Source organism: Actinomycetaceae bacterium MB13-C1-2, assembly GCA_035621235.1.
Taxonomy (GTDB): domain Bacteria; phylum Actinomycetota; class Actinomycetes; order Actinomycetales; family Actinomycetaceae; genus Scrofimicrobium.
The window spans coordinates 2,412,321-2,424,482 of sequence record CP141731.1; the positions used below are offsets into that span (position 1 = coordinate 2,412,321).

The following is a 12,162-nucleotide window of genomic DNA, read 5'->3' on the forward strand; positions in this document are numbered from 1 at the left end:
AACCATGCACCAGTCCCTTACCACCGGCGCACCAAACAAAACCGCAACGGCACGAAGCACCGCTTCTGGTGGTGCTGGACTGCCACCCAAGGGAAAGGCAACCCCTGTAGGGCGCCCCAAATATTAGAAGAAGCCATCAAAACCATGTGCCAGCGCGCCCTGAACCTGACCGTATGGGACGAAGAAGCCATCATCAACAAGGTCGAGACCATACGAGTCAGTCCCGGTGGGGAAGTAGCCATCACCTTGAACAATGGCGCTTCCAGACGCTTCGCCTACGCCAAAGGGATGGTCACTAATGCCTAAAGTCACCACCATCCCCGCAACGCGCCAACTGCGCACCCAGTCCGCAGCAGTCACCAAGACGACCAAGAGGGTCGCGGGCTACGCCAGAGTTTCGACCGATATGGAAGAACAGGCCGGTTCCTACGCCGCCCAAGTCGCCTACTACACCAACTACATTCAGAACCATGACGGGTGGGAACTAGCGGGAATCTACACCGATGAAGGTATCAGTGGGACCAGCACCGCTAAACGCAGCGGCTTTCAAAGCATGGTGGGTGACGCCCTGGGCGGCGGGATTGACCTGATCGTCACGAAGAGCGTCTCTCGCTTCGCCCGCAACACAGTCGATTCCCTCACCACCGTGCGAAACCTCAAAGACGCAGGCGTCGAAGTGTTCTTCGAGAAGGAAAACATCTGGACCTTTGACTCCAAAGGCGAACTGCTCATCACCATCATGAGCAGCCTCGCCCAGGAAGAATCCCGGTCAATCAGTGAGAACGTCACCTGGGGACACCGCCGAGCCTTCGCGGACGGAAGAGTCATGGTCCCATACTCCTCCCTGCTCGGATACAAGAAAGGCACTGATGGAGGTCTAGCCGTTGATGACGAGCAAGCCGTCGTGGTGCGGCGCATCTACGCCGACTACCTCTCCGGTCACGCGCCCGCGAGAATCGCGCGCGAACTCACCGCCGAAGGCATCCCCACACCTCGAGGTAAAACTAAGTGGACCACCACGACGATCCGCTCAATCCTTGCCAATGAAAAATACAAGGGCGACGCGCTCTTGCAGAAGGCTTTCACTGTTGATTTCCTGACCAAGAAAACCAAGATCAACGAAGGCGAAGTACCCCAGTACTACGTCACCGGTAACCACCAGGCGATCATCGACCCGGCCGTGTGGGAACAAGTCCAGACAGAGACCGAACGGCGCAAACACCCCAGCGTCCGCACCGACCACCCCTTCGCAGCTCGCATCCGGTGCGCCCAGTGCGGCGGATGGTTCGGGCGCAAAACCTGGCACTCCACCAGCAAATACGCCCGCCACATCTGGAGGTGCAACAACAAATACGAAGGCAACAAGACCGGCTGCACCACCCCCCACATCTATGAGGCCCAGATCGAGGAGGCGTTCGTCGCGGCACTAGCGGAAAAGCTCCAACAGCTACCGGTCGCTGACGACCTGCTGGCAACCGTCGATGGTGCGTTCGACACCGACAAACTCCGCGCAGAACTCGCCGCCCTCGACGAGCAGGCTGAGGGGCTGATCGCCCGAATGAACACCCTAGTCACGGCAGGCGCACGCGAGGGCGTGGACCCCGACCGATACGACGCCGACTACGCCGACCTCGAGCGCAAGTACCAGAAGGCAGACGCTAAACGCATCAAGACCACCGAGGCCATCAAGAACCGAGAGACCCGCAGACATCAAGCCCACCAAGTCCGCGACTATCTACAAACCCAGCCACCCCTGGCCTACACACCGGAAGCGTGGAACACCCTCGTCGAAGAAGCCGTGGTCAGCGCGGACGGCACGATAACGATCTGCTTCAAGGATGAACCGGCGGGGTGAGTGGCCCGGCCTCGTCTGTTTAGTTCTTGCGTGCCGTGATTGCGAACTGGAAGGGCATGCGCTCCGGGTTATCTCTTAGTTGCCACCTGCCGTCAGGCATCTGAACCATGAGATCGTGCCATGGACACCATGCTGAAAACGGAGTCTCCTCAAATTCCTCTATCGTCAAACCTGCCTTGATCAAAGCAGTGACAATCTCTCCGAGCGAATGATTCCACTGATGATTGGTCGTGTGTGCAATGCGGGGAGCGTCGGGGGCGTCAACGTGGCTGCCGTCATCGTCCCAGGTCATGGGATCGGACCTTTCGAAGTAAGGCTGCTCGACCTGTAGCCCAGCAGACACGTCTTCTCCGATACTCATGAACATCGGGTGATCGTCGCGGATGAAGAAGGTACCTCCCGTTTTCATTAGCGATGCCACTGTTTTGGCCCAGCTGTCGATATCGGGTAGCCAACACAGAACCCCAAGCGAGGTGTAAACAAGGTCGAGAAGCGGCTAGCAGCGCACTTACTGGTGGATGTCGCCCATCACAAAGGCAGACGCATCACGGTGATGTTTGGGCGCTCCGGGTGTGGTACCCCGGTAAATCCCGCACACGTGTAAGTGTGAATAGCTGGCTCGTTGTCAGCAACGACGTTCAACTCCATTGCAGAGGCACCAAGCAGTTTTGCCTGGTTGATTGCCAACCCAACTAATACATGTGCCAAACCACGCCCTCGATGTGCTGGGTCAATAAGCACTCGACCGATTCGGGCGACCTTGCCGTCTATCGCAAGGTCGAAATGGCCGCGCGGGCTGTCCGCACCTTCTTCAACGAGCATCCAGGGACTCAGACCTGGTTCCTCCATCGTATAAAGCTTGTCGGGAGTCAGGGGCCAACTCAACCTTGGACCGGTAAATAAGTAAAGATCCTCTGCATCGGCCACCCAACTGACCATAACCTCGCAGTCAGCGAACATACGTGGGCGAAGAGAAAACATAGCTAACAGCTTACATGGCCCAACATCCCTCGTCCCCAGAGACGCACCTTGATAGGCGCCCAACGCATCAAAGTTGCGGGCCATCCAGGACCTGGAGACCCGTAGGCGCCTAGCTCACCAAGTCCACGACCACCTACAAACCCAGCCGCCCCTGGACTACATGCCCCAAGCGTGGAACGTGCTCGTTAAGGAAGCTGAGATAAGCACGGACGGCACGGTTACGATTCGGTTCAAAGACGAACCGAGAGTCTGACCGGTCGGCCACCTGAAGCGAGCAAGGTCTCGCGAAGACCTACCGCAGCCCGGTGAGGGTGATCCGAAGTGCCATGGTCGCAAGCGCATCGTCCACTGTTTAGAACTCTGCGAACGACAGCATGCCTGTTTCAACCAGGGTCGATTTGTCGTTTGCAACCCCCCGGCCCGAAGTTGAATACACCTGGACCCAAGTTGAAACCCCCTGACGCTTCCACGCGAGGATTTGAATATACCCTGTATTCAACTTTGAGAGGCGCGAGGCGCGGGTCGACCGAAATCAGGCTGCCGAGGACGTTTCTGGGCGGTCACGGAAGCGGCAGCTCGTTCTCACGCACTCAGGCCGCACACCAAGAACCGTAGAACCACGCGGAAAACCGGGTGTCAGGTTTGGACGATCAGCCGGAAACGGATTGTATCCAAAAGGGTCTGCTAGTGGTGGGCCTTCGTAGGTACTTCTCAAACCCCAGCAAACCGCGAAGAACGTTGATTTCGCGTGTCCTCAAGGGATCGAAGACACAGCGGCAGCGCACTGGTACCCCTCACACGACAGATTCTAGGGGTCCAGTGCGTGAAAATTCGAGTCAGTCTCAAACCCGTTTGAGTGCCTCGAATCGTGAAGAACTACTCGTTGGGTACGCCGAGGGGGTACCGGTTCAGGAGCTGGCAACAAGGTTCAACGTCCATCGGGCGACGGTGCGAGAGATTGCTCGGCGAGCGGGTCATCCGAGCAGAGCACCGGAACATTCACAACAGCTACGAAGTGAGGCGGCACGCCTCTACGCCGGGGGCCTCACGCTCAGTCAAGTAGCAGCGCAGTTGGGAATCGGCGACGAAGCAGTTCGCTCAGCAGTGGTAGCTAATGGGGGCACAATTCGACCCAAAGGTCGTCGAAAGATGAGTGCATATTTCTAGATAACTCAACACTCTAAAGTAGGAGCTTCTAGTGTTATGCGTCAATCTTCCAACCTTCTCCAATCTCTGGAAGGCTGTCAGATAACACTGCTACTTCAGTAGCCTTCACGACTCGGTGAGCGGAGTAATTCAACTGGAACTCTCTCCGACGTCGCTCGGCATATAGTTCAGCGACCTGAGGGGCGTTATCGTAGGTTAAAATCCATCGACTAGTAGCGAAATTATTTAATATCTCCGCTAAGTGAACATGATCCTCTGCTGTAAAAGCGTTGAGATAGAGAGAGCCAGCCTTCTCGAAATAGGGTGGGTCGGCATATATAAAAGCATCATTCTGGCTTGCAAATTGGGCGATCACATCTTTGCCGTCTTGTCTAGTTGCGATGATACTGTCGGCGTAAAGTGCCAGAATTCGCATTCGCTCTGTGAGACCGTCGCGATTGAACCGAGCATCGATCTTATAATTTCCGGTTTGTTCCAGCCCACCGATTGGGCCACCGTTGAGGATGCCCGAACGATTAGTTCGATTCAAGAAAAATGTAGCGAAACCCAATTCTTTGGTATTGCTTGTGTCGACGGCTCGATATATCTCGCGTTGTCTACGCCATTCGTTCACGTCTAAAGAGACGCTTTGAATCTGTTCGATCAAGTACTCTGGATGCTCCTTGACCGTCAGCCAGAACGAGTAAATCGCCGGATCGAGATCATTAATGACGACCTTCTCCACTTGCCCTGTAACAAGTAGGCTTAGACCTGCCCCAACTCCACCGGCGTAAGGCTCAACGTAAGTACAGCCCGCCATGTCCATGTCTCGAATGAGTTTCCTCAGTCGGGAATATAGGGCGGACTTCCCGCCTGGGTAACGTAGCGGGGAAATGCGGGGGCGCCTGCTCGTCACACTAATATTTACAACGCTCATGGTTTCATCAAATATCTCATGATTGAGTCAATCGACGACCACATCGCAAATGCTTGATCTCTGTCAACATTAAAATGATGATTGTGATTTATAGCGTTTAACGAGTCAGCGGTCGAGGTGTAGGTTACAAGGAAGCCGGTTTGGACCCTCTTGATTGGTTGCTTCAAATGACTCGGACCGTTGGTGTTTACGTGGTCGAGAAGCCAACTCAACGCGTTACCTAATTGCACGCGACCTTTATTGTTGTGTTTAGTTTTACCTATGTCGATCGTTTTGTATTCCGCGAAAGCCTTGATTGATTTTTCTAGGACTGCTCGAATCGCCAGAAATGTCACATTCGGAAACTTTTGCACGTCAACTTCAGACAGCTCTCCTAGGAGAAGTTTTAAGGCTTCCGGGTAGGCATCTGGGGCCTTTACTTGACCCAAATCTAAGTTTCGGGGTTTAGCTTTCTTCTTCACCGGTGAATTTCTCGCAGGTGACTTTGTCCGGGAGGTATTCGCGGTAGGCGACGATCCACTACCTGTGGCTCTTGCCGCAGATGAGCTGCCGTCCCCTCCACTCGGCGCGACACCCAAGTTGGCACCAGCCCCGACAGTATGGTCAGGATCTCCTGAAGACGAACCGGCGAGCTGGGTATCTGGAGCTGATGCTACTATTCGCCGCAATTCGGCCATTAATTGGGTGTATCGAGGACTTTTTACTGAATTCAGGCTTCGAGTGTTGATGTTCTCTTCGAACATGCCTCGTACAATTTCGGTCGCCACCTCTTTGAAAACCTCGTCGGACACTATTTTCGAGAGCGTCCCATCTGACTGCATTGTCAGGCCAATCAGCTCAACGAATTCTTTCGACTCATAGATACGCGCGAGTGTAGAAAGTCCGCGAGCCCACTTCTTAGTATTCAAGAAGTCTTGCAACTCAGGATCGTCAAATTGCACGGACTTGAACAAGTTAATGAATAACGCGCGACGAACAAACTTAGTGACGTCAATCGTCGGATAGCGAGAAACCAGCTCATTCAGAGTGCGGCCAGAGTCGATCTGAGCTTGAAAAAACGCTGCCTGCCTGCTGGGGGTCCATGCTCGCCTTAAGTTTCCAGTATGTATGGCAGCGATAAGTTGGTCCGCTTCGTCTTGACTAGGAGCAATCATGACCCGAATTTTCGCCAGAGACGACCTATCAGGTAACTGTTTTGCCAAAGCGCTAATTCGAGCTTGGTAATCTGGCACCAACATAGGGTTTTGAATTGACTTAAGCGCGGCAAGTCGTCTATTCCCCTCGACCATCACGTACTTACCTTGCCGATCAAGAACTACAGGCGTTTCATGCGTCAGATACCCAATTTTGCAGATGCCTTCAACAAGTCCTAGAGCGTCCTCATTGACGAATAGGTCTTCAATAATATCTGCCTCGACTTTCGCATCAGCGATTTCGAGGCGAACATTCTTCGGATCTAAACGTATGTCTTTCAGCACATCAAGTTCAACGATTGGCCAAGTCGAAGTGTCTAACATGAGCAGCAGCCTCTTCCGAGAGTAAAGGTGGGTAGAATCGGACGCTGAAAACAGAGAGGTATTCTGCAAAGGTTTGTGGTGTCGTAGCGTCGAAAAGTCGACCTGAATCTATTTATCATCCGCCACTCCACCCCTCGACTCACTTGACCCACTCACGTATCTCAAAACGTCACTCTTCAAAAAACGCCAAGCACGTCCTACTTTTTCGCCAGGCAATGTACCTGCTCGTGCAAGCGCAAGGACTGTCTTAGTCGACACCCGCAGCAAAGCCGAAGCTTCGTCAGCCGTCAAGATTTCGTTGTCTTCTGGCATCTTCCCGCATCTTCCGTGAACTGGACTTACCTTCACCCTACTGGACGACAGATTTTCCCACCAGCCTGACAGCCAGCCGCTGTAAAAACTGGGGCGGTTGTTCGATGCGAGTATGGCCAAATAATGTCTGATGAAAGATTCTGAACGTTAGGTAATGATGGCGTTGGTAGCTCACCTTCCCTTCAACGACGAAGGGACCGGGAACTTGGACACGCTCTTGACATTCGCGACGGATGAACGTGCGGCACGGATCGCCCTGACCGTGATCATGGACCCCACTGATGCGACAACGGGGCATCTCCTTGCGGTTCACGGCGCAGTCAACACTGTCATGCTGCTTGCCGACGACGCACCGGTTCCCGGTTTGGATAACGTGGAAGCTCAGCTGTGGCGTAAACGCTTGCTGCCCCGGGTGGAACCACGACTGATCCAAGAAGCACTCGACCTCACAGAACGTGGTGGCTTCAAGACGCTTATTCCCAGCGATGACAACTATCCGGCGTCGCTCCACGATCTCGGCGACGGTGCTCCATATGTCCTCTGGGTCAAAGGCGAGAAGTCACTACTCGCAATGCCAGTGAGCGATCGCTTTACGATCACCGGTGCACGTGCGGCAACCAGCTACGGCGTCCAGGTCGCAAACGAGATCTCTGCTGACCTTGCCAGTGACGGGAAAGTGATTGTTGCTGGTGGCGCATACGGTATAGATGGTGAAGTTCACCGGTCTGCGTTGGCTGTTGCGGGTCATACGATTGCGGTGATGGCCGGTGGAATTGACCGTCCATACCCAGCGGGTCATCGAGATCTGCTTGAACGTGTGAGCGATGTCGGATTGTTGGTGAGCGGGCAACCGCCGGGAGCCACGCCGACACGAGCACGGTTCATGGCCCGTGCCCGCATCGAAGCTGCACTTTCGGGTTCAACGACGATCATTGAAGCCGGTTCACGGTCGGGCTCGCTGCTGGTGGCTCAACAGGCATACTCGCTGGGGCGCAGCGTCGGTGCGGTTCCCGGGCCGGTGACAAGTGCCACGAGTTATGGCCCACATCGACTCATTGCCCAGGGCATCGCCAGTGTCGTGACCAACGCCAACGACGTACGGGCGCTTTCCGAGAAACAGCCGCCTTCCGGCTCGATACAACAACTCAGCGCCAAAGCATTCCGTATGGACAGCTATTCGGCACATGCTCGTGCCGCTCATTCAGCTCACCGTGATCTCTGACGGAACCCACGAGATCAGCGATCGCAGCACGGATCGTTTGGCCTTGAGCTGCATGTGTAGATAACGACGCGGATCAGTGCGCCGTTTCTAAATCACGATATTCAGCATCCTCGCCAGACATATGCTGGGTCCTCTGCTGATTCCTGGGTCTGGCCTTGAGCCGGTTGACCTGGAGACGCACAAACAGCATCAGACTCAACGGACCGATCCACAACATCTTGAGCCCGTTCCAAATGCTCAACAGGACAAGCACATTGAGCCAAGCCGGGCCGCCATCATTGATGGCCTGTACCAGGATTGCCGCGATCAAGAAGTATGGGATCGCCAACAGCATCGCTGGCACACCCCATTTGAGACCGCGTGGGGTGCGGATCGCATCAAGCAGGATATTGGTCGGCATGTACCGACGCAGAAAATTTCGGGTATGGACGCTTCCAGTCCAGAGCAAGCGGATTACGATCTCGTTCCTCTCCATCGCACAAACAACTCCGACGAGGCGATGCGTTGAAGAGTGACCTGGAGGGTCTGCCACAAGTGGCGCGTTGGAATGAGTATCCGCCTCTGTCACCAGGATACGACGAAGCACTGACAGGAGGGAAGCCCGAGACCTTCTCGGCCTCAGAGTCCGAGGGTTCGGTTGACCTGTCGCTGCTGTTCACGGTGTGGAGGTTGCTCGACGGATGCTTGGAGTTGCGTGACGGCAGCGTGTGCGCGGGCATAGTCGATCTTCTGTGCGGTGCGCTCGGGTACCGGTCCAAGCGGGTCGGTGCTGGTGATTTGGTGTCGGTCGCGGTAGGCGGCGATCACGCGCGCACGGCGACGCCAACCAGTCATCATGTCCTCGTTCTGACGTTTTGGGAGGAGCGGCTGCACCCAATCGGCTGCTTCATCGACGGCTTGGTCAACGAGTGCATCAGCGCGTTGCTCGATCAGCTGGTGTCGCGCATTGAGTGCCTGCCGCATTTCTGGGCTCATGGTTCCGTCTGCGGGTGGGATGAGTCCTGCGATCAGGCGTGGCTGTTTGCGCGTCCGTCCTGATCCGGCTGGGCGGGCGCTGGCTTTGGCGAGTCGGGCGTGCAGTACCGAGGCGATGTCATCTGCGTCTTCGACGCTGCGGGCTTGTACGAGGCGTGGCAGGAGCCGGTCAACATCGTGGTGATTGGCTTCCGCTCGTCGCAACTCCGCCGATAGTGCACCATACGCATCGGAGGCAAGTACGTCTTCCGTCTGTTGGAGTGTGAGGCCACTTGTATGTAGTAGCGTCGCCCACCGGTCGTGTTGGGCGGCTTGCGCGATCGTCTCGTACTCCGCGGCGAGTTGGGCGATCGAGCCCCACTGTTCCTGCTCTGCCGTGATGGTTTCGTGTGCGGAGAGTTCAGCGCCGACGTGTTGCATGACTCCGTAGAGCACGGACCTGGCGGTGGCATCGGTGTTATCGCCAGGGTGGGGCTGGCTGTGAGCATCATCGGGTTGGTTTACGGCGACATAGGCGTGGTTGGCGTTGCGGCCGCGGGTCATTGCGACGTAGAAGTTCTCCCGTGTTGTTGTCGCGGTCACAACCGTGTGCGCGGTGTCGGTCGTGATGCCTTGTGCCCGGTGTGCCGTGACGGCGTAGCCAAGATCAACATGCTCAGACACGTACGCGGCAGGCAGCACGATCGCGCCGCCAAAACGACGCCCGACGGCCCGTACGGTGAGCGAGCCGTCGTCACGGACCTGGGTGATTTGCCAACGTCCACCGTTGCGCACCCATGTGTCCTTCGTGCGCAGTCGCCTGTCGTTACGTCGAGTAATGATCGTGTCCCCAATACCTGCTATCGACCCGTCGTTGAGTTCCACCTCACGACTCGGGCGCAGCCTACCGTCAAGAATCAGATCGGCGCGGGCACGGTTATTGAGTGCGGTGACAGTCTCATTGGTCTCCGCGATCAACACCGACACGAGTCCCGCCGCGGTGTCTTCACGCCAAGCTGCATAAGCAGCATCTGTCATAGCATCTTCGTCACCGTCGTGGATGCGGTCATGATCGATATAGGTGTCGATGATGTCGGTGCGGCCGTGCCGAAGATCAAGGGATGCGGTCTTTTCCCACTCGTTGCTGAACCGGTGAATATCGATCAGTTCGGGTGCGTCGTTCCGGTCACCGGCCAGCAGCGCGAACGCCCCACCGGCGTCTACGGATTGCAGTTGCGCATAGTCGCCAACGAGCAGTACCTTCGCGCCCGCCGTTTCGGCAAGTCCTGTGATGCGATCCAGTGAATGAGTACCGGCAAGGCTCGCTTCGTCAATGATCACGAGCTGACCAGCCGTGAACGTGGTGCCGTGAGTGAGGTGGTTGTGCCACCACTTCGCAGTGTTTTCTGTAGCGATACCGAGATCTTCAGCGAGAACTTCTGCTGCGACAGCTGACGGTGCGAGGCCAACAACCGAACCGGCTCCGTGTTCGGCTTCCCATGCACGGCGGAGCGCGTTCATCGCGGTGGTCTTCCCGGCACCGGCTGCCCCCACAAGCACGTCGATAGTTCGCCCGGACACCGCGATCGACGCGAGTGCCGTCGCTTGGTCATCGCTTAGCATCCGCCCATCATCATCAGGAAGAGGGGTGATCTGCTCGACCGTCGTAAGCGCCACACTCGGTGACACCGTGGCGCGGGCACGTTGCAGGAGGCGGTCTTCTGCTTGAAGCAGGGTTTCGGAGGAATACACGGTGGAGTGCTTCGGGCGGAACCGGCTCGTGCCATCATCTCGTTGGAAGACGACAGGGCTCGACGCTAGTTCAGGCGGTGTCAGACGTAGCGATGCGTTCTCGGCCGAATCGACCACAAGCCCGGTGATCGCTTCACGATCCACCATAGAGGCGAAGCGCCATCTCATGAGTTGACGGGATGCTTCGGCGTGCAGGTTCCAGCGCCGCCACGTTGACCGTTTCTCACCCACGGCCTCCACCACTGCCTGCCCGATCTCAGCAATCACAACGAGGGGCACATCATCAGCACGCAACAACATCGCGGGAGGGTTCACTGCAACGTCTTGTGCCCACCGGGTTGCATCTTGACCGAGTAAGCGCGTTGCACGGGTACGCCAGTCTGAGGTGAGTTCCGCCAGGGATCGCACCTGCTTCTCGGGCCGGGTTGCAAGGGTTGCCTGGGCTCGGAGCTTGAGAATCGTCGCCGTCGTGGGCTGCTTGCCATGCTTCTCAATGTAGTCAGCGATGAGGCGGTTCTTCTCGACATCAATATGGCGGGAACGAGTCGAGAACTCCGACACCAACGCCTCAGGCACAGCACTGATCGCCCATGCGGGGTTGCGATCACGACCCATGTCCCGGGACTCCCATTCGACACCGAATGCGCGCGTCATGTGATCGGCAAATACTGCCTCGTGGAGTTCTGAAAGCGCTACGACGGCGGCGTGCATCGGTCTGCCATCAAGAGAACGCCACTTGCCGTCTTGCGCCGTCTGGACCTTGTTCGAGATCACAACGTGCGTGTGCAAGTGCGGGTCACCAGCACGGGAATCGTAATGATCGAATGCGGTCGCGATCACGCCTGTGACATCCACTTGAGCTGCGGCACCGTCGATGCCGGTTGCACCAACTCGGGTGGTTGCAACCTCACGTTCCATGAATGCAACCACCTCCGCAATCGCGGCATGGTGCGCCTGCGCGATCAGCGCTTGCGTCCCTGCATCCGCAACCGCCCACAACACCGAAGCAGACTTCGGTATCGAGAACGTGTAATCAAATCCAGCTACGGCACGACGGGTACCCCGTTTAGTTTCTTCGGCTTCGATCTGCGCGACCTGTTCCGCGCGAACGGCGGGCGACAATGACCCGTCCAACTCTGCTACGCGAGCCTCGATCCGCTCCGAAACGCGCACAAAGGACTGATACGCACGTCCGAAGGCGTCACCGGTGATGGGGTCTCGGCCCATCCCGACAAGAAGTTGGAGCTGCGCTTCGGTGACCTGGTCACCGGTGCTCAATTGACCGGCACCGATCCCACCGAGGCCTTGCCCGACCCACCTACCGGGTGGTGATCCCTGCTCGGCGTAGTAGCGCGTCAACGGGGTCGTGAGCAACCGGTCACCATCACTAGCAACGACAGTACGCAGGAGGTATTTGTAACCGTCACCCGCGCTCATAACACGCATCGAAACCGTCATCGCCGCTGCCTCCTGAACGACAGGTAAG

The 12,162-nt window shown here is 56.7% G+C and carries 9 protein-coding genes and 1 pseudogene; 3 read left to right on the forward strand and 7 right to left on the reverse strand.

Translation table 11 applies throughout. The features are described 5' to 3' along the window. Window positions 1–123: 123 nt before the first annotated feature. Window positions 124–312 carry a hypothetical protein gene (locus tag U6G28_10705; GenBank protein WRS29966.1) on the reverse strand — a complete coding sequence of 63 codons (189 nt, stop codon included), beginning with the start codon at window positions 310–312 and terminating at the stop codon, window positions 124–126. On the opposite strand from U6G28_10705, the gene U6G28_10710 reads away from it, so the two are divergent. Further along, window positions 299–1,855: a recombinase family protein gene (locus U6G28_10710; protein WRS29967.1), complete on the forward strand. Its 1,557-nt coding sequence runs from the start codon at window positions 299–301 to the stop codon at window positions 1,853–1,855. The two genes, U6G28_10705 and U6G28_10710, sit on opposite strands and share 14 nt — an antisense overlap. Window positions 1,856–1,874: 19 nt before the next feature. Here U6G28_10710 and U6G28_10715 read toward each other — a convergent pair. Further along, window positions 1,875–2,342, reverse strand: a pseudogene (locus U6G28_10715) (methyltransferase). 41 nt (window positions 2,343–2,383) lie between these two features. Continuing rightward, entirely contained in the window at window positions 2,384–2,920 is a 537-nt protein-coding gene (locus U6G28_10720) for a GNAT family N-acetyltransferase (protein ID WRS29968.1), read from the reverse strand. A 735-nt stretch (window positions 2,921–3,655) separates the two neighbouring features. On the opposite strand from U6G28_10720, the gene U6G28_10725 reads away from it, so the two are divergent. Further along, on the forward strand, window positions 3,656–4,003 hold the full coding sequence (locus U6G28_10725) for a helix-turn-helix domain-containing protein (GenBank protein ID WRS29969.1): 348 nt from the start codon (window positions 3,656–3,658) through the stop codon (window positions 4,001–4,003). A 34-nt stretch (window positions 4,004–4,037) separates the two neighbouring features. Here U6G28_10725 and U6G28_10730 read toward each other — a convergent pair whose 3' ends face one another. After that, window positions 4,038–4,919 carry a DNA adenine methylase gene (locus U6G28_10730; protein WRS29970.1) on the reverse strand — a complete coding sequence of 294 codons (882 nt, stop codon included), beginning with the start codon at window positions 4,917–4,919 and terminating at the stop codon, window positions 4,038–4,040. Further along, window positions 4,916–6,436 carry a hypothetical protein gene (locus U6G28_10735; protein WRS29971.1) on the reverse strand — a complete coding sequence of 507 codons (1,521 nt, stop codon included), beginning with the start codon at window positions 6,434–6,436 and terminating at the stop codon, window positions 4,916–4,918. Before U6G28_10735 ends, U6G28_10730 begins: the two co-directional genes overlap by 4 nt. Window positions 6,437–6,902: 466 nt before the next feature. On the opposite strand from U6G28_10735, the gene U6G28_10740 reads away from it, so the two are divergent. Continuing rightward, entirely contained in the window at window positions 6,903–7,970 is a 1,068-nt protein-coding gene (locus U6G28_10740) for a DNA-processing protein DprA (protein ID WRS29972.1), read from the forward strand. A 73-nt stretch (window positions 7,971–8,043) separates the two neighbouring features. Here U6G28_10740 and U6G28_10745 read toward each other — a convergent pair whose 3' ends face one another. Together U6G28_10745 and mobF are read right to left on the reverse strand one after the other, a co-directional pair. Then, window positions 8,044–8,370, reverse strand: a complete 327-nt coding sequence (locus tag U6G28_10745; protein ID WRS29973.1) for a hypothetical protein — start codon at window positions 8,368–8,370, stop codon at window positions 8,044–8,046. Window positions 8,371–8,588: 218 nt separating this feature from the next. Continuing rightward, window positions 8,589–12,134 (reverse strand): MobF family relaxase, encoded by a 3,546-nt coding sequence (gene mobF, locus U6G28_10750; GenBank protein ID WRS29974.1) that lies wholly within the window; start codon window positions 12,132–12,134, stop codon window positions 8,589–8,591. Between the last annotated feature and the right edge of the window lie 28 nt (window positions 12,135–12,162).

Bases quoted from the DNA above. Each gene is read 5' to 3' on its own strand.
- U6G28_10710 (WRS29967.1), top strand. From the start codon at position 299: ATGCCTAAAGTCACCACCATCCCCGCAACGCGCCAACTGCGCACCCAG.
- U6G28_10720 (WRS29968.1), bottom strand. From the start codon at position 2,920: ATGGCCCGCAACTTTGATGCGTTGGGCGCCTATCAAGGTGCGTCTCTG.
- U6G28_10730 (WRS29970.1), bottom strand. From the start codon at position 4,919: ATGAGCGTTGTAAATATTAGTGTGACGAGCAGGCGCCCCCGCATTTCC.
- U6G28_10735 (WRS29971.1), bottom strand. From the start codon at position 6,436: ATGTTAGACACTTCGACTTGGCCAATCGTTGAACTTGATGTGCTGAAA.
- U6G28_10740 (WRS29972.1), top strand. From the start codon at position 6,903: ATGATGGCGTTGGTAGCTCACCTTCCCTTCAACGACGAAGGGACCGGG.
- U6G28_10745 (WRS29973.1), bottom strand. From the start codon at position 8,370: ATGCCGACCAATATCCTGCTTGATGCGATCCGCACCCCACGCGGTCTC.
- mobF (WRS29974.1), bottom strand. From the start codon at position 12,134: ATGACGGTTTCGATGCGTGTTATGAGCGCGGGTGACGGTTACAAATAC.